The following is a 23,596-nucleotide window of genomic DNA, read 5'->3' as shown; positions in this document are numbered from 1 at the left end:
TCCTGTTTTACTGACGGCTATCGATCTCTTGCTTCAATCGTGCTGAAAAATCGGCTATTGGCATGACGCCCAAGTCCACGCCACCACGCGCACGCACGGCGACTGCGCCGTTTTCACGCTCTTTTTCACCCACGACCAGAATATAGGGCACTTTTTGCATACTGTGCTCACGGATTTTACGAGTGATTTTTTCACCACGCAAATCAGAGGAGGCACGGAATCCCATTTTCTTCAGGTTTTGCGCCACGGATTGAGCATAATCGGCTGAACTTTCGGAAATGCAGCATACCACCACATGCTCCGGGGCCAACCAGGCAGGCAAGGCACCGGCGTGGTTTTCAATCAGCATGCCGATAAAGCGCTCGAAGGAACCCAAAATAGCACGATGCAACATGACAGGCACACGGCGCTGATCCTGGGCATCCACATACTCGGCACCCAAGCGGGCCGGCATGGAGAAGTCCACCTGGATGGTGCCGCACTGCCAATGACGACCAATGGCGTCTTTCAGCGTGTACTCAATCTTCGGACCGTAGAAAGCGCCCTCGCCTTCCGAGATCTCGAACTCGCAGCCGGTACGGCGCAAGCTTTCGATCAGGGCTTGTTCAGCCTTGTCCCAAACCGCATCGTCACCGATACGCTTTTCCGGGCGAGTAGCCACTTTGTACAGAATTTCGGTAAAGCCAAAGTCCGCGTAGACGGCTTGCAGCTGAGCGGTAAAGGCGGCGCACTCGTCTTGCAGTTGGTCTTCGGTACAGAAAATGTGGCCGTCGTCTTGGGTAAAGCCGCGTACACGCATCATGCCGTGCAAGGCACCCGAGGGTTCGTTGCGATGACACTGACCGAACTCGCCGTAGCGGATAGGCAGTTCACGGTAGGAATGCAGACCGGAATTGAAGATCTGCACGTGACCGGGGCAGTTCATGGGCTTCAAGCCGTAAACACGATTCTCCGACTCGGTCGTGAACATGTTTTCAGCGTAGTTGTCCCAGTGACCGGTTTTCTTCCACAGCGACAAATCCAGAATTTGCGGTGCTTTCACTTCCTGGTAGCCATTATCCTGATAGACACGGCGAATATATTGCTCGACCTGCTGCCAGATCACCCAGCCTTTGGGGTGCCAGAAAATCAGACCGGGGGCCTCTTCCTGGAAGTGGAACAAATCCAGCTCACGGCCCAGTTTGCGGTGGTCGCGGCGCTCGGCCTCTTCCAGCATGGTCAGATAAGCTTGTTGATCTTCCTTGGTCGCCCAGGCAGTCCCGTAAATGCGTTGCAGCATTTCGTTATTGCTGTCGCCACGCCAATAAGCCCCGGCTACTTTCATCAGCTTGAATACTTTCAGCTTGCCTGTAGATGGCACGTGAGGGCCACGGCACAAGTCAATGAAATCGCCTTCGCGGTACAGGCTGATCGGTTCGTTGGACGGAATGGAGGCAATGATCTCTGCCTTGTAGTCCTCGCCAATGCTCTTGAAGAACTCGACGGCATCGTCACGCAACCACTCTTCGCGGGTAACCACTTCGTCTTTCTTGGCCAGTTCCGCCATTTTCTTTTCAATGGCTTCCAGATCCTCGGGCGTAAAGGCACGCTTGTAGGAAAAGTCGTAATAAAAGCCGTTGTCAATCACCGGGCCAATGGTGACTTGGGCATCCGGAAACAAGCTCTTGACCGCGTAAGCCAGCAAGTGGGCGGTGGAGTGACGAATCAAATCCAGACCGTCAGCGTCCTTGGCGGTGATGATGGCCAAATTGCTGTCCTGGTCGATCACATACGAGGTATCCACCAGACGCGACTCGGTGCCGGGCGTGCCGACACGGCCAGCCAGGGCTGCGCGGCCCAGGCCAGTACCAATCGAGTTCGCCACTTCGCTGACGGAAACCGGGCCCTCAAACTCTCGCTGGGAGCCATCGGGCAGTGTGATTCGGACCATAACACTTCCTGAAATAAAAAACGCGGCCTTGAAAAAGCCGCGCTTTTGAATTGAACGTTCTTGGAAAGCAAACGAAACGCTACGCGGCCACGGCTAGATTTGCCGACGGGTAGTTCGCGTTGAGTTCATAAGATTCTGCTTCCCAAATAACACATTTGATTGGATAAGTTTATCACCTTCGCCCGCTATCGCGGCGTTGTATCGCCACAAAAACCACATTTGACAAAGAATTCAGTCCATCCGGGGATACCAGCTACGGTAAAAGGCCCATTCTTCGGACTCCGAACCATCTTTCATCAAGCAGGTTCCATAGGCACCACGCCCACTTTCATGAACAATGGTTTGTCCGCCCATGCGCTGACAAAAAGTGGAAGCCAGGTTGGCCTGCCCGACTGGTTTGGTGGCCGTTTGGGTGGAGCTGGCGCATGCCGACAACATCAAAGAACCTGCGCAGGCAGAAACTAAGCGGAAAAACATGATTTCCTTCTCCTTGACCTGATGTTTGCTGATGCCTGACAAGTCATTCGAGATGAAGACTGCCCAGGCCGCGTCTGCTGTTAGCGCAGGGTTAAAACCATCAAGCGCTGGTCGCGAAACAGATCGTGGAAGTAGCTTACTACACTTGTTTGATATGAAAAGTGTGCGAAGGCGAGCGTGCAGCAAAAGCAACACGTCAAGTAAAAGAAGCTACTGAAATCAAGCGTAAATATCAGTGCTTTATTGCAAAGCACGACAAGGCTGGGTGTAGATCAAGAGCGATGCAGCCAAAAAGACAACAAAATAAAGCCCAAAATACCGCAGCCAGCCAGCATTAATACCATAGGTACATAATCGATCAGATTCGAGGCATTAATCATGGCGTACATCCCAAAGTCCCAACTAAAACAAGCTTGAGAGTATGGTAGCGGGCCACCTTCAGAACATGAAGTCAACGATTGTCAAGATCCGACACAGAGACAACACAAAGACTAGGATTAGGCTACATAAGCTTACTTTTGCGGCAAAAATCTTCGCAAAAGTGCATAACATGCAACAAAAGGCCAGGAAAAGACGTTTTGTGCCCGCCACCTATCCATTGAGCATTGTAAAAATGGCGTAAACCACAGGGACAGCCAAGGGGGTAATCATTAATAAAGCCGTATCACGCTTCCATGTCCTGGGACGGGTATAACAGAGTGTGACTCCCAGCAGGACTGTCACCAGCAGATACAAGCCAATAATAATGATAGTGGCTGCCATATCCTCTCCCCTTTGTGATTTGTTTTGCTGTGCTTTTGGTATTTACAAAGTCAGAGCTTGTGCTGCGTCTTGTCCGAACATGGGCGGAAAGGTATTGGCCGCCCACTGCCCTAATCGTGCCGCCGCTGCCTGGCTAGCCAACTTTAGGGCTTCTGATGGCTCCAGCCCCCTTTTCCAGGCCAGGGCAAAGCTGGATAAAAAGGCGTCTCCTGCCCCCACCGTTGAGCACACCGCCACCTTGCACGCAGGTTCCACATACTGCTGACCATTAACAGCCAACACCGCCCCCTGGACACCCAAGGTGATCAGCAAGGCTTGTTGAGAATGGTGTTGCAGACGCGTAGCCAGCTCGCACGCTTCCTGAATCGATAGCTCCAGCTGAATATCGGCACCCTGAACGCCTGCCAGCATTTGGGCCTCTACCGCATTCAAGCCCAGCACATCTGCTCGTGCGTAGACCTGCTTGAACCCCTGATCTTGATGCTGCAAACACGCCACACTGGGATTCACTACCAGGCAGGCCGAAGTATCATTTCTGTCTGCCAAGGCCTGCGCCAAACTTTCCATAGGCTGCAAGGCCAAGGGAGCCACATAAATCAGGTCCGCTTGCAGATCTTGAGCCTGAACACGCAGGCAGGCATTTGCCCCACGTCGCGCCAGCACCGAAGCACTCCCGGACGGCTCAACCAGAACGATGGCTTTACCTGTGGGCTCATCAGAACAGACCTGCATGCTGCTGACATCAATCCCCAACTGCTCGATATGTGCACGCAAACGATCACCCAGGCCGTCTCGACCCAGTGCCCCAAGCAGCCGAACCGATTCTCCTTGCTCCATGAAGCTGGCTGTCGCATTAAGCGCCCCACCACCTGGATACAAGTCGATCGAGCCCACTTCCTGTTTGTCGCCACGCGCCAGCTCGGCTGGCATGCCTGAGACCACAATATCAACGGTAATACTGCCAATCGCTACAAGCTGCACCCTGAACCTCGGCCATGAAAAAGAGAGCATGAATCTGCTTGGAGCAGTATACCCACGGGCGCAAGCAGATAGTCTATGGTGGAAAATCAGGGCTGGGGGAGCCGTGCAAAGCCGAACAAGCGCACACATCTTTTCAACCTGTCTGTGGGCTCAGAAGAAGCCGACTAATAGTTGATGCAACAGACATCACAAAAATCTGGCTCAAGATAAAAAGACGTGCTAAATTACTGTTCATCCATACAGCAAAAAAGAAGCATCATGTCCTATACCATCACTTTGCACGACGCTCCTTCCGATATCACCGAACGCGGCCGCCGCGAGGCTGAGGAGCGTTTTCGCCGCAGCTTAGAAAAAGTCATGCAAGGCCCGGAGGCCGTGGTCCAGGCCTATCGAGCGTGGCAACTGGCCGAAGAAACGGCGGAGACGGAATTGTCCGGGGAAGACATTGCCCTGGCCAAAAAATGGATTGCCGCCGCCACGCGCGCCATGAGTGATGGCTTTCGTGATCTGGGCGAGTCCGAAGCGTACTTTGAGGTCCGTATCGAACGCTAATATAAAAGCCAGCAAATAGCTGGCTTTTATGATCTGGCATCAGGACTTTGCCGAAGGGTGGTCACGGCGCATCAGCTCCCACTCCTCGATCACCGTGCCATCCGGCAAGGTGCACATGCCCACTTGCCCTGTTGGTGTGTTGACGATATCCAAACGCCCGCCCTTCTCCACGCAATAAGCCGAGGCCGGATTGGCAATACCCACGGGTGGCTGTGTCGAGGCTTGATTGGCGCAAGCAGACAAGACGCCGACCAGTCCCAGGATTCACCATTTCTTCATCGTGTTCTCCGGATAAATTCTGTACTGCAGTGTACTGTGTGCGGACTAATTTTCAGGCTGATCTTTTGGTGCTGTCAAAGGATTGGAAATATTTTCCCAGTGCTGGCAGTGAACTGAACGGTGTTCACCGTGTGGAATGAGCTTGCAATCCATGCCGACCTTGGCTTTGCCATCTACAAAGGGAGAGGCGAAATCATAACGGGCCGGAGTCCAGATTTGCAGTGACTGTTCGTGAAAGCCCATCTTCCCCTTGGCGACGAAACGGGCCAGACCTTCTTCAAAATAATCAGGGCCATTGTCGTAAATAAAGGGGCGCAGAACTGCTGCGCCCTTCTCATTCACATAAACCCAGCCTTGTTCATCCTGTATCAGGCTTTGCCCTTGAGCGACGGGGACAAATGCAGGCAGTAGCGCCAACATCAAAACGGGCAGGGTTGAAACAACCCTACGCCCGGATCCCAGTCCAGCAGCTTGCAACCCTGCAATTACCGTTGCTGTTGCTGTTGCTGTTGCTGTTGCTGTTGCCGTTGCCGTTGCCGTTGCCGTTGCCGTTGCCGTACCAGTATCCACGAATGAACCTATGCCATTGCTCATATCGCGTACAGTTTCCACCTTGGCCACCACACTAATACGATTACTGGCACCAGTCCCAGTCCCAGTCCCAGTCCCAGTCTTACAGCTTGCGCGCTTCAAACGAAATAATCCCGTCAGTATCCTGAGGCGTCTTGCCATACTGATACCCGCCAGAAATGACGATCTCGCCAAATCCCAACTGCTCCAGCGCCATGCGCAGCTCCTGAACACCCCACCACCGCAGCGAGAACTGTTCCAGCTGGGTTTCCAGCAAGACACCATGCTCCCACAGCTCGTAACGATGCATTTCGCGAGTCACCTGAGCGCAGTAGTCTTTTTCCAGGGCTGTGGCATTCAGGGTAATCAGCCCATGCGGAGGAGCTGACCAGGTCCGCATACCAGACTGCACACTCACAATCGCCGCCACCGGGTCCAGATCCAGCAACAGCCGTCCACCTGGCTTCAGGCTGGCATGAAAACGGCTTAGCGCGGCCATGCCTTGCTCAAACGAATCCAGAAGCTGAAAAGAGCCAGCCGGCACCACAATCGCCTCCAAAGGACGATGTGCCGTAAAGTCCGTAAAGCCCGCCAATTGAAGCTTCGTATTCAAAGACCGCAGTCCCAATTCACGCTGGCAATAATCCAGCATTTCCTGCGACAGATCGAAGCCGCTGATATCCAGCCCCGCCTGCAACAAGGGAATCAGAATGCGCCCTGTTCCTACTGCGGGTTCCAGAATGGGCCCGCTTGTGCCCTGCAAGCGCTCCAGGTAGTACTCCACATCCCCGAAAGAGCGTCCTACCGGCTTATCCAGGTGATACACCAAAGAAGCCAGCTTGCCATAGCGATTGTTCATCATTGTTCTACATCCTGCTATTTGTCTTACTCAACAGCCTGAACACGCATTTCGGCGCCTTCCACCGCCAAGACCACAACCGCAGCGCCCTGCTCCAGATTTTGGGTCGCTGTGGCACTGTAATAACTATCGTTGAGCCGAATACGTCCCCGGCCGTTCACAAAGCTTTCGCTGACCTGCGCGCGAGCCCCCACATAGGCGCTCAAGCCGGTATTCAAAATATCAGGCTGATTGGCCCGGCTGCGTCGTTGCCAACGCACACCAACGACCACCCACCCCAACATCGCCACGGCCAGAATCAACCATTGCAACCAGGAGGGAGCATCCGGCCAGGCGGCGGCAAACAAGCCCACCGTCAAAGCCCCCAAACCCAGCCACAGCAGATAAACGCCAGAGATGACGACCTCGGCAGCGATCAGCACGACGCCAGACACCAGCCAGTACCAAAAGGAATCAAAAATGAATGACAAGATCAGCACCTCCAGCTATCCGCTTAGCCTTGTCCCAACTTGCTGCCGGTGGTCTTGAGCAGCTCGGTCACACCTGCCACCGCACCGGTAATGCCGCTGGCCTCCAAAGGCATCAGCACCAGCTTGCTATTGGGGCCCGTGCCCACATCACGCAAGGCTTCCACATACTTCAGGCCCACAAAGTATTGCAGGGCTTGTACATCACCGCTCTTGATGGCTTCGGACACTTCGCGGGTTGCACGGGCTTCGGCCTCGGCTTCACGCTCACGCGCTTCGGCACGCAAGATAGCGGATTGCTTTTCACCCTCGGCACGCAACACAGCCGCTTGCTTCTCGCCTTCGGCCTGCAGCACTTCGGCTTCTTTCTGGCCGCTGGCCTTGGTCACGGCAGCACGACGATGACGCTCAGCCGTCATCTGCAGGTTCATGGCTTCCTGCAACTCGGGAGCCATATTCAAATCACGGATTTCCACACGGGTAACTTTCACCCCCCAAGGTGTCGTCGCTGCATCCACCGCTGCCAGCAGGCGATCGTTAATCACTTCGCGATTGGACAGCATGTGATCCAGTTCCATCGAACCCAGGACCGAACGCAAGTTGGTGGTGGTCAGGTTCACAATCGCCATTTCCAGGTGATCAATTTCATAGGCAGCCTGGGCGGCATTGTCGATGCGATAAAACACGACACCGTCAGCCGTCACGGCCACGTTGTCGCGGGAAATCACATTTTGCGAGGGAACATCCAGCACGGATTCCATCATTTTGAGCTTGCGGCCCACGCGGTCCATAAAAGGGACCAGCAAGGACAAGCCCGGCGTCAGGGTGCGGGTGTAGCGACCAAAGCGCTCGACCGTCCATTGCTGGCCCTGAGGCACAACTTTGACCCCAGCCATCACCACGACCACAGCCAAGAACGCCAACATCACCACAAAAGTAAAGGAGCCACTCATGTCGTCACCATCTCCAAGAACACAACTAAAAAAGCGATTCTAGCCCAGCCTTAATGACAGATCTGCTAAAGCGGATGTTTGACCGCCCTATAGCCTATTCATGCCCCATTTGACCGGGCAGGAGCTAAAGAGAAATGCGGACAAGCTAGACGAAAGGGGCGCAGCCGGAGAAAACCGTTGCGCCTTTAAGGACAGACAGAACCAAAAAACGAGCGGCTGACTCAATTCAAAATATCGTACAAACGGAAAATCCACAGCCCTTTATAGACTATCGTCAGCACCACCAAGGCCGCCTGATAGCGCTTGCTGGGCACCACCATGGCGATCAGACCCATGACAATGAACACGGCTTGCTGCAAGGGGTATTCCACACCCAGCGACAAGAAATACTCTTTTCCTTTAATAGCTGTATCGACCAGATCCATGACCTGAATCAGCACAAAAAAGCCGTAAAGCGAGCGCCGCCGGGTCTGGAAATAATCCTCGAACCCCCGGTATTCCTCCATATTGGACGGAAACAGCAAGGACGCCATGATGGCAAAAACACAGGTATACAGAATCAGGAAAAAATACAGCTGAAAAGACCAGACCTGCACTTTCACCAGACTGAACTCATACCACCAAAAATGGATAATCGTCAGGAACAGATACAGCACCCACCCCAGATGAATGGGATAAATACGCTTGGCTTTGGGGTGTTGGATGAATTCAGAGACGCCTACGATCAGTCTGGAAATGCTGATACCCAGCACCATGCCAATGATGATACGTACGTGGACAAAATGCTCTGGATGGATCAACTCTGGCGACACGCGCTGTCCTTGCAAAGTGGCTAATCCTGGCACACCTTAACAGAGTCATTGCAGGGCTCCAAGCGCGTAATTTCCCGCTAAGAGCCCTGATATTTGCGTGATTATCTTTCGTCCCTTCGTCAAAATCAGACTGCTCTTTTGCCGAAGGAAACGGTCAAGCCTTAATAACGCGGCGCAGGCGCGTATTGCCCATTGCCTTTGTCAGCAGGAAAAGGATTGGGCGACTGCCCGGCAGTTGGAGCCGGAGTCACCGGACGCACTTCGTAAAGCACCGTACCGATCACACCGATATTGCGTTTGTCACCCGCCAAGGTGTTCGCTGCATAGGCTCTATCCTTGCCGGAGAAGCGGAAAGCGGCCACTTCGTCAGCACTTTTACGAAAGCCCTCGATGCGCAAGACGGCCCCGGCCTGCAAGAGATAGCCGTTATAGCTGCGGCTGCCCGGCTTGCCCGACAAGACATCCAGACCATCTACCGTAGTGATGATTTCATAAGACGTAGCGCTGCGATTGGTATAGACCAGAACGTAACGTTCCCCTGCCTTGCCTGCCAGCTGATGGTTTTTCTGCCCGATGCTGCTGAAAATCGTCAAAGGCGTGTCGCGCCCATCATGCACAGACAATTCCACCTTGCCTTGATCCAGCAAAATACTGCGCTGGGCATCCAGGTTTTGGCCCAAAGCCTGGCGAATACTGCGTTCATCAGAATAGGCTAATTGCAGCTCATCACGCAGAGGCTCGACGCGCTGAGCCTGGACCGAATAAGCTCGTGACTCACGCCCTTCTCCCCATTGCGTACCCAAAGTCGAGGCCGTCTGTGGGGCTGCCGCAGAGACCGCCTCACGCTGTGCCGATTGTTGAGGCAAACTGCTGCAAGCCGATAGCAACAAAGCAGCCGCCAGCACGCTCCACCGCCCACGATGACGTGCGAATAATGTTGATTGAGACAGACTCATGCGCTTCCCCTTTTTGTCAGTACAAGTGCCATGACAAGCCCCTGTTGAGCGCGAGTATTCCTGATCTCTCTGCGTTTGTGACGTCAGCAAATTTCTAAATTGAAATCGCCTGTATCAGGAAAAATCAGTAAGGCAGCAAACCAAGCCTCACAAACCGGCCTACTATGAACATCATTCCTTCTCACGAGACGCAAGTATGGATATTCAGAACCTACCCTTTTGCACCGTTAACTGGTCCGACATTACTCCTACAGAACACAAAGGCGAAACAGGCATGGCTCTGTGGCGCACCCAGCAATTTGGCCCCATTCGCGTACGCATGGTGGAATACAGCCCCGGTTATCTAGCCGACCACTGGTGTGTAAAAGGCCATATGTTGCTGTGTCTGGAAGGCCGGCTGGACACCGAACTGGAAGACGGACGCCGCTTCACCCTGGAGCCGGGACAGTCTTACCATGTGGCTGACAATGCCGAGCCGCACCGTTCTTCCACCCAGACGGGCGCCAAACTCTACATCGTGGATTAAAGCCTGTTACGTAAAAACACCCTTTAGATGGTCGGAACTGGCTATCTAAAGGGTAAACAATCCCTCTGTGCTGACGTTCATTTTTGTCATCTACGCCTCATAATTTGCCCCTCCCGCTTTTTAAAACGGCGATCGCCTCACTCCCCGTAACGGTGGCCCTCACCATGCCGCGTCCTGCATCTGCATAAGATCGCCAGGCAAGCTGCCCAATGCCCCGCTCTGCATCTGCCTCTGCCTCTGCCTCTGCCTCTGCCTCTGCCTCTGCCTCTGCCTCCAACAGGCTAGTTCAGCCTGCAGAAATAATCCTTATTTGATTTGCGCATCGACTTTTCAGCCAAGCACAAATACACTACCAAAACGTTTTGGTTAAGCATAAAATCAAAACCAAATCGTTTTACTCATAAATTCGATAAAAACCTAAAGGACTGCAACAGGCTCTTTAGCACCTGACAATGCAGCACAGGAGACACTGATGAAAGACACCCCCACTGCGCAAGTGGATGAGCTGTATTCCCTTCAGCGCATGATTGCCTTCGGGCTGCAACACGTACTGGTCATGGCCGCTTCCCCTATCGCCGCCGTGTTCTTGATGAGCAAGGCCCTGGGCTTTGATGCTGCCCTGACCACTCAACTGCTGAGCGCCACCTTTCTGGTCTGTGGCATAGGCACCTTGATTCAATCCTTTGGCCCAGCCGGCATAGGCGCCAAGCTGCCGTTTGTGATGTTGCCCGGTGGTGCGCCCATCATCCTGTTCATTCTGATCGCGCAACAAACCGATCTGCCCACCGCCTCCGGGGCGGTGATTCTGTCCGCCCTGCTGTACTTTCTGATCGTCCCCATCTTCAAACGCTTCTTGCGTTACTTCCCCTCGCTGGTGATCGGCGTCATGCTGCTGCTGGTTGCCATCAACCTGGCGCAGATCTCCGGCAAGCTGATTGCCGGCACACCCGGCTCGGCCAATTTCGGTAACACCGACAATTTGCTGCTGGCCCTGATCACCATTGTGTCTACCGTGCTGTTTGCCCGTTTGCTCAAGGGCATGTGCCGCCAGTTGGCCATCTTGCTGGGCTTGATTGTGGGCGCCTTGTCCGCTGCCTTGATGGGCGACATCAGCTTGAGCGGCGTGGACAGTGGCCCGCTGCTGGCCCTGCCATCGCCTTTCCCCTTTGGCCCGCCCAACTTTGATCTGATCGCCGCTTTGCCACTGCTGTTGTTCAGCTTGATTTCCATGGTGGAAGCCACTGGCCAGACCATTGCCTTGAATGAGGTCCTGGGCAAGGAAAACGAGGCGGAACAACAGGCACAAGTGCCTAATACGATCCGTGGCGACGGGCTGGCTTCTTTGCTGGGTGGTATTTTCGGGACCTCGCTGATCATTACCAGTGGTGAAAACATTGGCATCATTCGCGCGACCCAAGTGCGCTCCCGCTATGTCACGGCCGTCGGTGGACTGTTCCTGATTCTGTTTGGTGTGTTCTCGCCGCTATCCGCGCTGATCAGCGTCATTCCTGCCTCTGTCATTGGCGCAACCGGGCTGGTGGTCTTTGCCATTGTCGGCACCATGGGCATAGACATGTTGCGCAAGGTAGACCTGCGCGGCCATGCCGCCATGTATGTGGTTGCCACGGCCCTGGCGGTCGGTTTGCTGCCCATCGTCGTTCCCGGCATTTACGACCAACTTCCCTCCCAAGTGCGATTGCTCTTGTCCAACGGCGTTGCCATGGGTGCTCTGACGGCGGCTGTTTTGAACTACCTGTTCATTCACGTCGGCCAGCGCTCGCCCAAAACCGCCCCCCTTCAACATTCTTGATGAGCTGTGCCATGAATCACGCTTCTTTATTCCAATCCCACGACCTGGCTCAGGCCCGCATTCTGGAACCCGAACACCTCTTGCTGCCGCAAGGACCTGTCAGCGGACACGCTGTACTGATTGAAGAAGGTCGCTTCAGCGATATTGGCACGGTAGAAGAGATAGCCGTCCGTCACCCTGGACTGCCACGTCTGAGCTTGCCCGGCCATTTGCTGATGCCCGGTTTTGTCGATGCACATCATCACGTCACCCAGTCATATGGAAAGTCGTTGGTATATGGCGAACCCTCGGAAATTTTCCGCCGGGTCTGGGTGCCGCTGGAAAGCACCTTGAATGCACGCCATCTGTATGCCTCCAGCAAGCTGTCGGCACTGGAAGCCTTGCGGGGCGGTTTCACGACGGTTTGCGACGCTGGCACGCGATCGACCGAGGATCTGGACGCGATTGTGCAAGCCACCACAGACGTAGGTATACGCTGCGTTCTGGGCCTGATCTGCAACGACAGGCACGGCGCGGTACTATTGGACGCGGAGCCTATTGTGGCTCGCGCCCAGGCCCATCTTCAGCAATGGGAGCACCATGCTTTGATCAGCCCTTCACTGGCTATCTCTATTCCCGAAGCCGCCAGTGATGCGATGTTGCATCGTATCTATTCCATGAGCGAAGAAGCTGGCCGTGTATTCCAGACCCATGCCAACGAGCATTTGGTCGCGGTGGAGCGTTCCCTGAATGCCCATGGTCGTCGCCCGATCGAGCATCTTGCCCATATTGGTGCCCTGGGTTCGGCCTCCTTGCTGGCCCATGCCACCTTGGTTACCCCCAGCGAAATCCGGCTGCTGGCTGATTTGAACGCTGCCGTTTCCTACAACCCGGTTGCCAGCGCCTGGAAGGGCAATGCCGTCGCTCCTGCCGAAGCCATGCGCGTTCAAGGCATACGTCTGGGCATGGGGACGGACGGCACTCGCAGCGATGCCTTCCGCATGATTGACTATGGCGAAGCTGCACAACGCTTTGCCTTCGGCATGATGGTGGGTGACTCTTCTTGCGGCGCGGGTTGGACCTGGTTGGATATGGCAACCCGAGGTGGCGCTGAAGTGATAGGTCTGGGCGCGCAAACCGGGCAGATTCGGGTGGGTGCTCAAGCCGACTTCCTGGTGGTCGACCTGCAAGTACCTGAGATGACACCCTCCTGGGATCTTCCTTGGGAACTGGTTCGGGTTGCTGCTCGCGATCAGATTCGGGCTGTCGTTGTCCAAGGCAAGCTGCGTCTGTGGGAAGGTCAGCCTGTGGATTGGGATCCCCTGCCCTTGCTGGAAGAAGTGCGTGAGCTGGCTCGCCATGCGGTTGCGCAATCGGATATCCGCAAGCTGCATGCCCCATCCACCGAGCATCTGGCTCGTCACGCCGAGCAAGAAAAGGCCTTGGCATGACAGTTGGTTTGCTGATTGCTTTTGCCTCCGTGCTGGCGGGTGCCTTTATTCAAGGCGCCAGCGGTATGGGTTTTGCCCTGATCGTAGTCCCGGTACTGGCTTTGGTTCATCCCGAGGCCATACCAGGAGCGCTCCTGTTCCTGATGCTGCCGTTAAACGCCTATGTTGCCTGGCGTGAACGCGGAGCGATCGACCGCAGCGGCGCGGGCTGGATCACCGTCGGACGTTTTGCAGGGACTTTTGCCGGTTTGGGGATTTTGCTGGTGCTGTCGACTTACTGGTTAAACCAGTTCGTCGGTATCAGTACCTTGCTGGCCGTGCTGGCATCGGTCCTGGCCCCCAGCTTCACGCCCGGCAAGAAGGCCTTTATTGCTACAGGCCTGGTCACCGGCATCACTGAAACCGCCACCGGCATTGGTGGCCCACCTTTGGCTCTGGTGTACCAGCACGCCCCTGTCGCTACCTTGCGCTCGACAGTCGCCCTGTGCTTTCTGGTGGGAGAAGTGATTTCGCTGGCCGTGCTAGGTATCTCCGGCGCGCTACAGTGGTCCCACCTGAGCTACGCCGTGTTGTGCCTGCCCGCATTGCTGTTGGGGATGGGCTTGAGCAGCCTGGTGCATCACAAGCTGGATCAACGCCGTTTGCGCATCGGGGTTCTGGTGTTTGCGACCGTCTCCGGTCTGGCCGTCATGCTGACTTAATCGTCCAGCTGTGTAGAGGCACGGGCCCGAAGTTCCGGCTTTGGGCCCAAAGCCGACAGGCGGCTCTTATCACCCGATAGATGCTCGAACAGCAGTTCTACCGCCAGGGTGGCCACTTGTTCCAGATGAAGATCCACAGCTGTCAACGCCGGTTCCGCGGTACGCGCACGCAAGCCATCGTAGCGGGTGGCGATCATTACATCCTGCGGGACACGCAAACCGGCCTGCTGCACAGCCGCCAAGGCCCCAACTGCAAAGGCATCCACAGGCACACACAAGGCATCCGTATCGGGATACTGTGTCAAAAGCCGGGTGCAGGCATCAAATCCACCGGCTTCACCCAAGCTTTCCTCTACCTGCATATAGCGCACCGGCATGGCGTGCGCTGCGGCAAAGTTCTCATAAGCCTTCTTATGGCTGGCATAAGAGTCACGTGCAGCACTGCTTTGTACCAGGGCGATACGTCGCCGTCCTTGCTCCCACAAGTGATTCAATAACAAATGCGCGGTTGCGGTCGATTGCAGATCAATAAAGGGAATGCTGTCTACGCTACCGCCTTGACGCCCAATCGACACCAAGGCCACGCCACGCTCCTGTAACAAGCGCACATTGGGATCGTCCGTCATGGGCTCCAACAGAATCGCCCCATCAATATCCAGACCTTCAAGAAAGGCCTGGGCATTTTCCAAGGGCGGCACGAACACCAGAGCCAGACCGCGGCGCATGGCTGCCTCGGCCGCAATACCCGCCACTTCCATCATGAAGCCCAGACGCGAAACGCCGCCCGACACGGCAAAAGGCATGGACGATACCAGGGCAATACTGTTGGCCGCCCCCGAGCGTAAACGCTGCGCTCGTACATTGGGCCTATAGCCCATATCAGCCGCGATCTGTTTGACCTTGGCACGCGTTAACGGGTCCACCACCCCTCTGTCATTCAAGGCATGCGAAACCGTAGTCAAAGACACCCCTGCCGCTTTGGCGACATCGCGGATGGTGATACGACGAGAGGGGGTAGCAGAGGAACGTGGCAAGGCTGGATCAGTCAGAAAAGGGAAAGAGAGGAAAATAGCATAGCGCTGGGAGCTTGTTTACGTAGAGCAAAACTGTGGATCAGCCAAGATCAGCCAAATTTAAAAACAAAGAGTCTTGACCAGAGTAATTGGCCAAGCTCGCTCAGAGGCAATATTACAAGTTAATACCTACCCAAGGGGACACTAACATTTCGACTTCCCCTCCAGCAGACAATTGGTTTTACGCTGCTCTCGCAGTTGAGCTTGCATCAATCTGCGGTTTTCTTCTTGCTGCTCCCGCATCTGACGCAGCGTCTGCACACGCAAACCGTAATCCGCATCTTGTGCATAGCCGTCACCCAGAGGCCGTTTAGCCATTTGATAGCCGAAAACCGGAATCGGCGGTAGAGGCACCCGATTGGTATACGAGACCCGGTATCCGCTGAGCCACTGCGCATAACAAGGGTCTGTGTAAAGAATGCCCAGGCGTTTATCCACATCCCTAAGCTTGTAGCTAATTGTCAGTGGTGTCTCGCCATAGACACTGCCATTACAAACAACAGTAGCTCCTTCGGGGTCGCTATGATAAGTAACGGCAATACTGGAGCAAGCACCAAGAAGTAGGGAAAAACACAAAACAAACAAGGCCTTGATGCAATTCATTCTTTTCTGCTCCGTATTTTTCTACACTACCCAATGCATTAAAACGCAATAAAACTTAATTTAAAGTAGCCCTGTGAAATTTCCCAGTCTTGCACGATTCAGAATTTGAACATTATCAATAAACAGCCAGCTCAATCTAAAGGCATATCGATCTAAAAACCAGAACAATAAGGCGCCAATGAAAAAGCCGCCCTTAGGGCGGCCTGGCTAGTTAACGGTCTCCGTTTTTTTTGAGGTTTTATATTGAATCGTGTTTGCTCGGAAAATCACTGGGCCAGTTCATGGGCGTGTCATTCATATCCAAACCTCCTGCTGTTCATTTAATCGAGAAAGCCTAGAACGAATTTTTATCCTAACAAAAAATTTACAAACTTCAAGTACTAAATAGCATATTCAGTGTTTACCCTGTACAAATAGAAACATCAAAAAGGCCCTCGCAAGGAGAGCCTTTTATTTTCCGACTTGTGCCGCCAGATCGGGGCTTACATCAGGAGCGTCGAGCCATGGCCAGGATCACGCCAAAACCTATCATCATGCTGCCGCTAATACGGTTCACCCAACGCAGACCACGCGCATTTTGCATCACGCCAGACAAACGAGTGCCTACATAGGCATACGCCGCAATCGCGATCACTTCCAGCAGCAGGAAAATCGCACCCTGTGTCATGAAGCTGGCCCAATAGTTGTTCTTATCTACAAACTGCGGGAAGAAGGCGGTGAAGATCAGAATGGCTTTAGGATTGCCGATAGCCACAAAGAACTCCTGGCGCACCAGGCCCCAGATATCTTTTTTGCTCACCTCGGTTTGCTCTGCTGATGTTTTGCTACTGGCACGCAGCACCTTGATACCCAGCCAGATCAGATACGCCGCTCCCGCAAGCTTGACCACGGTAAAGGCCGTCTCCGAAACCATCAACAAGGTTCCCATTCCCAAGGCCGCCACCACAATCATGATGGCAAAGGCGACCAAACGCCCCATGGCCGCTACCATGGCAGTCGACACCCCTTGCTTCGCCCCTACCGTCATGGACAGCAGATTATTGGGTCCGAAAGCCATATTCAGGGCAAAACAGGCGGGCAGAAACAACAAAAGACTACTAGCGGTCATGATTCCGGCAGGCTCCATAGATAATGCCAGCCATTCAATTTGAAAGGCTGGCATTGGTCGATTGAAAAACGGTGTAGATAAACTTTACTCTTGGCAGCTTTAAAATCAAGAAACTGCCAGGAAGAGCAAGTATAACGGCCCGGAATCTATAGGTACGGCTCAAACCGGATGTGAACTTGGCATGATGGCGCCCTCACCTGTCCTACCGGTTTCAGCGCTCTTAACCGACCACGGCATTCAGCACCACTTTGGGCGATGAACGCAAGGACACCATAAACATCAGGAAAGCCAGCATCGCCACGACACCCGGCACGGCAAAAGCCATGAAGTTCATCTGCAAGGGCAACTTGGCCGCCATTAGCGTGCCGCCCAGGAAAGGCCCGGCAATCGCACCGATTCGCCCCACTCCCGACGCCCAGCCCAAACCCGAGGAGCGCATGGACAAGGGATAGAACTGCGCCGTATTGGCGTACAGCAGAATCTGCGTACCAATCGTGGTGGCACCGGCAATCACGATCAAGACGTACAACACCAGAGTCGGGCTCTTGAAACCGAGCAAGGTAATGGACACGGCCGACACCAAAAAGAACCAGGCCACCACTTTAGGCAAGCTGAAACGATCCCCCAGCCAACCACCCAGAATCGCACCAAACATGCCGCCCAGGTTCAAGGCCACCAGGAAGGACAGGCTGGAACCCAGGCTATAGCCCGCGTTGGCCATCAATTTTGGCAACCAGGAACCCAGGGCATAGACCATCAAGAGGCAGCAGAAAAACGCCAGCCAAATCATCAAGGTGCCTAGCAAGCGCCCTTCCTTGACCAGATCCAGCATGGGCACGCCCGCCTTTTTCTGCTCATGCAAGGTCAAGACGGTATCATGGGACACGCCCAATTCAGGAGCCAAGGTCTGCACAATGCGGCGTGCTTTTTCCTCTTGCCCCTGACGCATCAAAAACGCCAGCGACTCCGGCAGTTTCCAGACAATAAAAGGCAGCAGCAACAACGGAATGGCTGCACAGAAAAACATGGACTGCCAGCCAAAGCGAGGCAGCATGTAGATGCCAATCGCTGCCGACAACAAGCCACCCAATGAATACCCGCTGAACATGATGGCGACCAAAGTGCTGCGCGAACGCTTGGGCGAATACTCATTCATCAAGGCCACGGCGTTAGGCATCAAGCCGCCGCAGCCCAGGCCGGCCAGAAAGCGATACACACCAAACTCGGTCGGTGAGCTCGCAAAGCCATTCAGGAAGGTAGCCAGACTGAACAAGGCAAAGCAGATCGTCACGCCCTTTTTACGGCCAATCTTGTCTGCCAACGGCCCGAACACAAAAGCGCCAAACATCATGCCAAACAAGGCGTAGCTACCCAAGGCTCCGGCTTGCACCGGCGTCAAATTCCACTCGTCCATCAGCACCGGCAAGACCACGCCGTAAATGAACAGGTCATAGCCATCGAATATCAGCAACAAGGCACACAGGCTCATCACCATCCAGTGAAAGCGCCCGAAGCGCGCCTGCTCAATCACTTCATTAACGTCTAGTGTTTTCATGATTTGTCTCCCCCAAATGGAGTTTTTTGTCTTGATGCCCTTCGCTCTACCAGCCGCGTGCATCGATTGATCAGCCCTGGTCGCCGCCTCCTACTGGCAAGACAGTGCCGGTGATATACGAAGCCTCGTCGGAGGCCAAAAACAAAATGCTGGCGGCCTGTTCATCCAGGCTGCCGTAACGCTTCATCAAACTGCTGGCCACGGTCTGATCGACAATCTGCTGATACCAGATCGCTTCCTGGGGATCTTCCTGGTTCTGGGTATTGCGAGGAATGCGCCGTGGCGGTGCCTCGGTCCCGCCGGGTGAAACAGCATTGACCCGAATGCCGCGCTGGGCATTCTCAAAAGCCAATGAGGCGGTCAAGGCATTGACGCCCCCTTTAGCCGCTGCGTAAGGCACGCGGTTGATGCTGCGAGTGGCAATCGAGGACACATTCACAATGGCCCCACTGCCCTGCGCCTGCATGCTGGGCAACACGGCATGACAGGACCACAGGGTTGGAAACAGGGAGCGGTGTATCTCGGCCTCGATCTGCGTCGGCGTGTAGTGCTCGTATGGGCGGGTCCAGATCGTGCCCCCGACGTTATTGATCAAAATATCAATACGCCCCCACTTATCCAGCGCCGCCTGGGCTGCAGCCTGAGCGCCTTCAACGGTTTCCAGATCCACTTCCAGCGTCAGGACCGCCTCGCTGGCCAGTTCCCGCACCAGCTCGGATCGGTCTACGGCCAGCACCCAGGCTCCTTCAGCCTGCAAGCGCTCGGCAACGCGACGGCCAATGCCTTGGGCCGCGCCCGTCACAATGGCCACTTTTTGATGAAAACGCAGAGGCGCATTCATGATCTTTCCTTGTAGGAGTCAACCAGCACAGGGCGCCCAGCATAGGGGCGCTGCCTGAATACCTTTATTGGCTGGTGATGAATTTTTCGTAATAGAAATTCGCGGGAGCATGGGCTTGCGCATCAATGAACTGGCTGACGGCATCCACCATGGGTGGCGGCCCGCACAGGTAGACATCCACCTGCCCTTCATGCCAATGCGCCGGATCCAGATGCTGGGTCACGTAGCCTTTGCGCTCATGGCTGGATTGCGGGTCCACCACGCAGGTGGTGTAGCTAAAGCCGGGCAAACGCTGGGTATAGGACTCCAACTCTGCCAGCATCACCAGATCCTGATCACGGGTGACGCCATAGACCAGATGCACAGGCTGCGTACAGCCTTGCTTGACCAGGACTTCCAGCATGGACAAGAACGGAGCCAGGCCCGTGCCGCCAGCCAGGAACAACAAGGGGCGCGTCACCTGTCGCAGATAAAAACTGCCCAAAGGCCCGGTCATTTCCACCTGCTGGCCTAGCGGCTGCGCCGCCAGCCAGGAACTCATCAGGCCGCCCGGCACTTGCTTGATCAGGAAACTCAAACGCGGCTCTCCCGGCGCAGAGCTGAAGGAATAGGAGCGATGCGCCTGTCCGCCAGGCACCGTGATATTCACGTACTGCCCAGGCAGGAAAGGCAAGGCTTCATCAGTCGCATCAATCTTCAGTTCGTAAGCCGCATCCTCATACTGACGGCATTCCGATACCTGCCCCTGCCACTTGGCCACGGCCGTCTTGCACACACCCGATGAAATCGGCACGGCAATCACGCAGTCCGACTTGGGGATCATCTGGCAGGTCAGAACCAAACCCTTGTCCGCTTCCTCTTGCGTCAGGGCATCCTCGATATAGTCATCGCCCTGCTCATACTGACCACTTTCGGCCTGACATTTACAAGTGCCGCACACCCCGTCCGAGCAATCCATAGGCAGATTGATCTGATGGCGATACGCGGCATCCAGCACTTTTTCGTGTTCCCCACAGTCCACGAAACGGGTGACGCCGTCCTCAAAATTCAGCGCAATACGATAGCTGTTCACGACTAACCCCCAGCTTTAAATGTGATACACATCAATCACTTGACGGATGTAGTCGTTCTTTAGCACTACCTTCTTTTGCTCGATCAACCAGCCCTTATCCTGAGACGACAAAGTCAGATAAATGGTGCCGAAGAACTGATCCGTCACCCGGTAGCGATGGTTCATCGTCAAAAAGTTGTAGCGGACGTCCACCTGCCCATCGCGCTCGGCCAGAATCTCGATATTGCTGAGCATGTGAGCGGTACGCGGCTCAGGGGTGGAGGCACCGGAGCGCTCGGTCTTGATGCGGAACACTCGATCTTCCAGACCGTTACGGTTGGGATAGAAGATCAAGGAAATCTCGCTATGCGGATCTTCGGTCAGCTGATCATCATCGTCCCAGCAAGGCATCCAGTACTGAGCGTTGGGGCTATAGCACTCCAACCATTCATCCCACTGGCGATCGTCCAGCAAGCGGGCTTCGCGATACAGGAAGGCGCAAATTGAGTGATACGTTGCGTTCATGGTTTAGGCCTCCCCGTTTTCTGCTTTTAACGCCTGGCTCATGGTCTTGGCCCAGTACTCGTGCTGGCAGACAAACAAGCCTTCATCTTCACTACGTCCGCCACTGATCAAAGGCTTCATGCCCATGGCTGTGGCATTCTCATCCGGCCCGTGCACCCACAAAGGCGCACCTCGGCTCAAATCATTCCAGGGCGCCGCAATACCGGCATAGCCTTCCTGACAGGCGCGGAACTCTTCCAGATCGTCTGCCGTTCCCATGCCGGACACGTTGAAAAAGTCTTCGTATTGACGGATACGGATGGCACGCTGCTCAGCGCTTTCCCCTTTGGGGCCAAAGCAGTAAATCGTGACTTCAGTCTTGTCCACACTGATAGGACGCGTTACCCGAATCTGGGTAGAGAACTGATCCATCAAATAGACGTTCGGGTACAGGCACAGATTGCGGGTCTGGTTGACGATGAACTCGGCACGGTCCTCGCCCAAACGCTGCTTCAGCTCCTCGCGGTGCTCGTAGACCGGACGCACGGTTGGATTCATGGTCTTGGTCCACAGCAAGATATGACCGTAATCAAAGCCATACACGCCACCCAGGCTCTTGCTCCAGCCGTTCGCATCCACCGCTTGCGTGCCGCCCTCTTTGCGGCGGCCCATGGTGGCGGAGTAATTCCAGTGCACGCTGCTGACGTGGTAGCCATCCGCCCCGTTTTCCATCTGCAGCTTCCAGTTGCCGTCGTAAATATAGGAAGAATTACCGCGCAGCACTTCCAGGCCTTCGGGGGCTTGATCGACGATCTGATCGATGATGACTTTGGTTTCACCCAGATACTCGTCCAGAGACACCACATCCGGATTCAGGCTGCCAAACAGGAAACCGCGATAGTTCTCAAAGCGCGCAACACGCTTCAAATCGTGCGAGCCTTCGGTATTGAACTGCTCGGGATACTGGGTGCTCTTTTCGTCCTTGACCTTGAGCAGCTTGCCCGCGTTATTGAAAGTCCAGCCATGAAAAGGACAGGTAAAGCTGCCTTTATTGCCATGCTTGCGGCGGCACAACATGGCGCCACGGTGAGCACAGGCATTGATAAAGGCATTCAAGCCACCGTCTTTACCACGCGTCAAAAACACGGGCTGACGACCGATATACGTAGTGAAGTAATCATTCACATTGGGCAACTGGCTTTCATGCGCCAGGTAGACCCAATTGCCTTCAAAAATATGCTTCATCTCCAGCTCGAACAAATCCGGATTCGTGAAGATGTCACGACGGCAGCGATACACGCCTGTTTCTTTGTTTTCTTCCAGGGCGGTATCAAGCAAGTGCCTGATATCTTTGGTTTTATCCATAAGGACTGACATAATGTGGCCTTTATGAGAGTTGCAGCCGTCCCTGCCCATGCCCATGAAGGCATAGCAAGTACGCGTGATAGAAAAGAAAAATCGCTCCGGATTGAGACCGGACTGACTCGTGGCAGCGTATTGCTGACTTAGCCTTGAGCCTGATTCAAACCCGATAGGGACACCGTCGGGCCGATATTGCCCAGCCCACTTTCACAAGAAAATTCGGGGCTGTTCTGCATGACGTTCATTACAGTCTTTGCTCCAGCAGGCTTCCAATACAATATCGGTCCCGCTCTATAGCAAAATGCTATAGTTTGTTTTTTTTCCAATAAAATCAGCAGCTTGCAGGGCATGAAAAACAAAACCTATCGTTAACCCTAGAGCTTGTCAGGTATATGTTTGAAGCTTGGATGGTCGAGATAGGTGATATATTGGTCCGGATTTTCTGGACCTGGACCACGGGCAAAGCATATGGACTTGAAACAAATCCGCTACTTTGTTGCGGTCGCCAAAGCGCGCAATTTCACTCGCGCTGCCGAGCAGTTGCACATTGCCCAACCTGCGCTCAGCAGACAGATTCAGTTGCTGGAACAAGAACTCAATGTCCTGCTGCTGTCACGCGAAAGCCGCCCCCTGCAACTGACCGAGGCGGGCCGCATCTTTTACGAGCAATCCCTGCAATTGCTCAATCGTGTGGAGGTCATGAAAGCGGCGACCACCGAAGTCGGTCTGAACCAACGCCCGCAATTGTCGATAGGCTTTGTAGCTTCCACCTTGTACGGCGGTCTGCCTATCCTGATTCAGAAGTTCCGCCACGCCTACCCGGATATCCGCTTTCACTTTCTGGAGCTGACCTCCAGCCAGCAAATTGCCGCATTGCGCGCCGGACGTATTGATATTGCATTTGGGCGTGTGCGTATTCATGACAGCGCGGTGTGCCGCACTGTCTTGCGTGAAGAACGCCTGGTACTGGCGATCCCGCCCAAGATTGACCTGGCCAAGGACCGGGGGCCGGTGTCCTTGCAGGTCATTGCTGATCACGCCTTTATTGTGTATCCCAAGTCCCCGCGCCCCAGCTTTGCCGATCATGTGCTGAATATTCTGCACGACAACGCCATCTTTCCCACCGAAGTGCACGAGGTACTGGAACTGCAAACGGCCATGGGACTGGTCGCCGGCGGCGTGGGCTTGTGCCTGATACCTTCAGCGGCACAGATACGCAGTGATCTGGTCTACCGGCTGATTGACGACGAGAAAGTGACTTCACCCATCATTTTCAGCCACAGGAAAAACGACAATTCTTGGTACATCGCCCAGATGCATGCCTTTATTGAGGAAATGTACGCGGAGAAACCGCCCTGGCTGATTCCGGGACACAGCGCCTTGAGTAACGGGCCGCCACCCTGTTGATGGCTGCAAGCCTATGAGCAACTGGCC

At 54.6% G+C, this 23,596-nt stretch carries 24 protein-coding genes; 6 read left to right on the top strand and 18 right to left on the bottom strand.

Annotation, left to right across the window (positions count from 1 at the left end):
* Positions 1–7: 7 nt before the first annotated feature.
* The 3 genes from thrS to U2949_RS09920 all read right to left on the bottom strand — a co-directional run bounded on the left by thrS (position 8) and on the right by U2949_RS09920 (position 4,150).
* Positions 8–1,930, bottom strand: coding sequence for a threonine--tRNA ligase (gene thrS / locus U2949_RS09930; RefSeq protein WP_026482682.1), 1,923 nt, complete (start codon positions 1,928–1,930; stop codon positions 8–10).
* 231 nt (positions 1,931–2,161) lie between these two features.
* The gene (locus U2949_RS09925) at positions 2,162–2,407 is read right to left on the bottom strand and encodes a putative hemolysin (RefSeq protein WP_026482683.1); all 246 of its coding nucleotides are present in this window, start codon (positions 2,405–2,407) and stop codon (positions 2,162–2,164) included.
* Positions 2,408–3,211: 804 nt separating this feature from the next.
* The gene (locus U2949_RS09920; protein WP_321287463.1) at positions 3,212–4,150 is read right to left on the bottom strand and encodes a carbohydrate kinase family protein; all 939 of its coding nucleotides are present in this window, start codon (positions 4,148–4,150) and stop codon (positions 3,212–3,214) included.
* A 258-nt stretch (positions 4,151–4,408) separates the two neighbouring features.
* Between U2949_RS09920 and U2949_RS09915 the strand changes: the two genes are divergently transcribed.
* A complete protein-coding gene (locus U2949_RS09915) occupies positions 4,409–4,702 on the top strand; it encodes a hypothetical protein (RefSeq protein ID WP_003800394.1) in 294 nt (97 codons plus the stop codon).
* Positions 4,703–4,741: 39 nt separating this feature from the next.
* Here the strand turns inward: U2949_RS09915 and U2949_RS09910 are convergent, their stop codons facing one another.
* The 7 genes from U2949_RS09910 to U2949_RS09880 all read right to left on the bottom strand — a co-directional run bounded on the left by U2949_RS09910 (position 4,742) and on the right by U2949_RS09880 (position 9,598).
* Complete coding sequence (locus U2949_RS09910; RefSeq protein WP_321287461.1) at positions 4,742–4,945, bottom strand: putative hemolysin; 204 nt, start codon at positions 4,943–4,945, stop codon at positions 4,742–4,744.
* An 81-nt stretch (positions 4,946–5,026) separates the two neighbouring features.
* Positions 5,027–5,593, bottom strand: coding sequence for a WG repeat-containing protein (locus U2949_RS09905; protein WP_321287459.1), 567 nt, complete (start codon positions 5,591–5,593; stop codon positions 5,027–5,029).
* Positions 5,594–5,654: 61 nt separating this feature from the next.
* Positions 5,655–6,413: a class I SAM-dependent methyltransferase gene (locus tag U2949_RS09900; RefSeq protein WP_080655459.1), complete on the bottom strand. Its 759-nt coding sequence runs from the start codon at positions 6,411–6,413 to the stop codon at positions 5,655–5,657.
* A gap of 23 nt (positions 6,414–6,436) precedes the next feature.
* Positions 6,437–6,889 carry an NfeD family protein gene (locus tag U2949_RS09895; RefSeq protein WP_026482689.1) on the bottom strand — a complete coding sequence of 151 codons (453 nt, stop codon included), beginning with the start codon at positions 6,887–6,889 and terminating at the stop codon, positions 6,437–6,439.
* Between the two features lie 14 nt (positions 6,890–6,903).
* Positions 6,904–7,830 carry an SPFH domain-containing protein gene (locus tag U2949_RS09890; RefSeq protein WP_009454414.1) on the bottom strand — a complete coding sequence of 309 codons (927 nt, stop codon included), beginning with the start codon at positions 7,828–7,830 and terminating at the stop codon, positions 6,904–6,906.
* A gap of 221 nt (positions 7,831–8,051) precedes the next feature.
* Positions 8,052–8,657, bottom strand: a complete 606-nt coding sequence (locus tag U2949_RS09885; protein WP_051316196.1) for a hypothetical protein — start codon at positions 8,655–8,657, stop codon at positions 8,052–8,054.
* Between the two features lie 146 nt (positions 8,658–8,803).
* Positions 8,804–9,598, bottom strand: coding sequence for a hypothetical protein (locus U2949_RS09880; protein ID WP_321287456.1), 795 nt, complete (start codon positions 9,596–9,598; stop codon positions 8,804–8,806).
* 196 nt (positions 9,599–9,794) lie between these two features.
* Between U2949_RS09880 and U2949_RS09875 the strand changes: the two genes are divergently transcribed.
* The 4 genes from U2949_RS09875 to U2949_RS09860 all read left to right on the top strand — a co-directional run bounded on the left by U2949_RS09875 (position 9,795) and on the right by U2949_RS09860 (position 14,065).
* On the top strand, positions 9,795–10,124 hold the full coding sequence (locus U2949_RS09875) for a DHCW motif cupin fold protein (RefSeq protein WP_026482692.1): 330 nt from the start codon (positions 9,795–9,797) through the stop codon (positions 10,122–10,124).
* 472 nt (positions 10,125–10,596) lie between these two features.
* Positions 10,597–11,934, top strand: coding sequence for a uracil-xanthine permease family protein (locus U2949_RS09870; RefSeq protein ID WP_321287453.1), 1,338 nt, complete (start codon positions 10,597–10,599; stop codon positions 11,932–11,934).
* Between the two features lie 11 nt (positions 11,935–11,945).
* Positions 11,946–13,364, top strand: coding sequence for an amidohydrolase family protein (locus U2949_RS09865; protein ID WP_321287451.1), 1,419 nt, complete (start codon positions 11,946–11,948; stop codon positions 13,362–13,364).
* Positions 13,361–14,065 (top strand): sulfite exporter TauE/SafE family protein, encoded by a 705-nt coding sequence (locus U2949_RS09860; RefSeq protein ID WP_321287449.1) that lies wholly within the window; start codon positions 13,361–13,363, stop codon positions 14,063–14,065. The genes U2949_RS09865 and U2949_RS09860 overlap by 4 nt, the downstream gene beginning before the upstream one ends.
* Here U2949_RS09860 and U2949_RS09855 read toward each other — a convergent pair.
* From U2949_RS09855 to U2949_RS09820, 8 genes are all read right to left on the bottom strand, one after another.
* Complete coding sequence (locus U2949_RS09855) at positions 14,062–15,099, bottom strand: LacI family DNA-binding transcriptional regulator (protein ID WP_321287446.1); 1,038 nt, start codon at positions 15,097–15,099, stop codon at positions 14,062–14,064. The two genes, U2949_RS09860 and U2949_RS09855, sit on opposite strands and share 4 nt — an antisense overlap.
* A 183-nt stretch (positions 15,100–15,282) precedes the next feature.
* Positions 15,283–15,741 carry a PEGA domain-containing protein gene (locus U2949_RS09850; protein WP_080655460.1) on the bottom strand — a complete coding sequence of 153 codons (459 nt, stop codon included), beginning with the start codon at positions 15,739–15,741 and terminating at the stop codon, positions 15,283–15,285.
* A 487-nt stretch (positions 15,742–16,228) separates the two neighbouring features.
* Positions 16,229–16,849 carry a LysE family translocator gene (locus U2949_RS09845; RefSeq protein ID WP_026482697.1) on the bottom strand — a complete coding sequence of 207 codons (621 nt, stop codon included), beginning with the start codon at positions 16,847–16,849 and terminating at the stop codon, positions 16,229–16,231.
* Between the two features lie 220 nt (positions 16,850–17,069).
* On the bottom strand, positions 17,070–18,404 hold the full coding sequence (locus U2949_RS09840) for an MFS transporter (protein WP_321287444.1): 1,335 nt from the start codon (positions 18,402–18,404) through the stop codon (positions 17,070–17,072).
* A 70-nt stretch (positions 18,405–18,474) separates the two neighbouring features.
* Positions 18,475–19,245 carry a 1,6-dihydroxycyclohexa-2,4-diene-1-carboxylate dehydrogenase gene (locus U2949_RS09835; RefSeq protein ID WP_321287441.1) on the bottom strand — a complete coding sequence of 257 codons (771 nt, stop codon included), beginning with the start codon at positions 19,243–19,245 and terminating at the stop codon, positions 18,475–18,477.
* 64 nt (positions 19,246–19,309) lie between these two features.
* Positions 19,310–20,317: a benzoate 1,2-dioxygenase electron transfer component BenC gene (gene benC / locus U2949_RS09830; RefSeq protein ID WP_026482700.1), complete on the bottom strand. Its 1,008-nt coding sequence runs from the start codon at positions 20,315–20,317 to the stop codon at positions 19,310–19,312.
* A gap of 15 nt (positions 20,318–20,332) precedes the next feature.
* Positions 20,333–20,821 carry a benzoate 1,2-dioxygenase small subunit gene (gene benB, locus U2949_RS09825; RefSeq protein ID WP_026482701.1) on the bottom strand — a complete coding sequence of 163 codons (489 nt, stop codon included), beginning with the start codon at positions 20,819–20,821 and terminating at the stop codon, positions 20,333–20,335.
* Between the two features lie 3 nt (positions 20,822–20,824).
* On the bottom strand, positions 20,825–22,177 hold the full coding sequence (locus tag U2949_RS09820) for a Rieske 2Fe-2S domain-containing protein (RefSeq protein WP_321287437.1): 1,353 nt from the start codon (positions 22,175–22,177) through the stop codon (positions 20,825–20,827).
* A gap of 453 nt (positions 22,178–22,630) precedes the next feature.
* Here U2949_RS09820 and U2949_RS09815 point away from each other — a divergent pair, with 453 nt between their 5' ends.
* Positions 22,631–23,569, top strand: a complete 939-nt coding sequence (locus tag U2949_RS09815; protein ID WP_026482703.1) for a LysR family transcriptional regulator — start codon at positions 22,631–22,633, stop codon at positions 23,567–23,569.
* Positions 23,570–23,596: the final 27 nt, after the last annotated feature.

The sequence above is a fragment of the Alcaligenes phenolicus genome (assembly GCF_032063905.1).
GTDB lineage: Bacteria > Pseudomonadota > Gammaproteobacteria > Burkholderiales > Burkholderiaceae_B > Alcaligenes > Alcaligenes phenolicus.
Note: the sequence above shows the minus strand (reverse complement) of the source record. Positions and strands in the feature narration are given on the sequence as shown.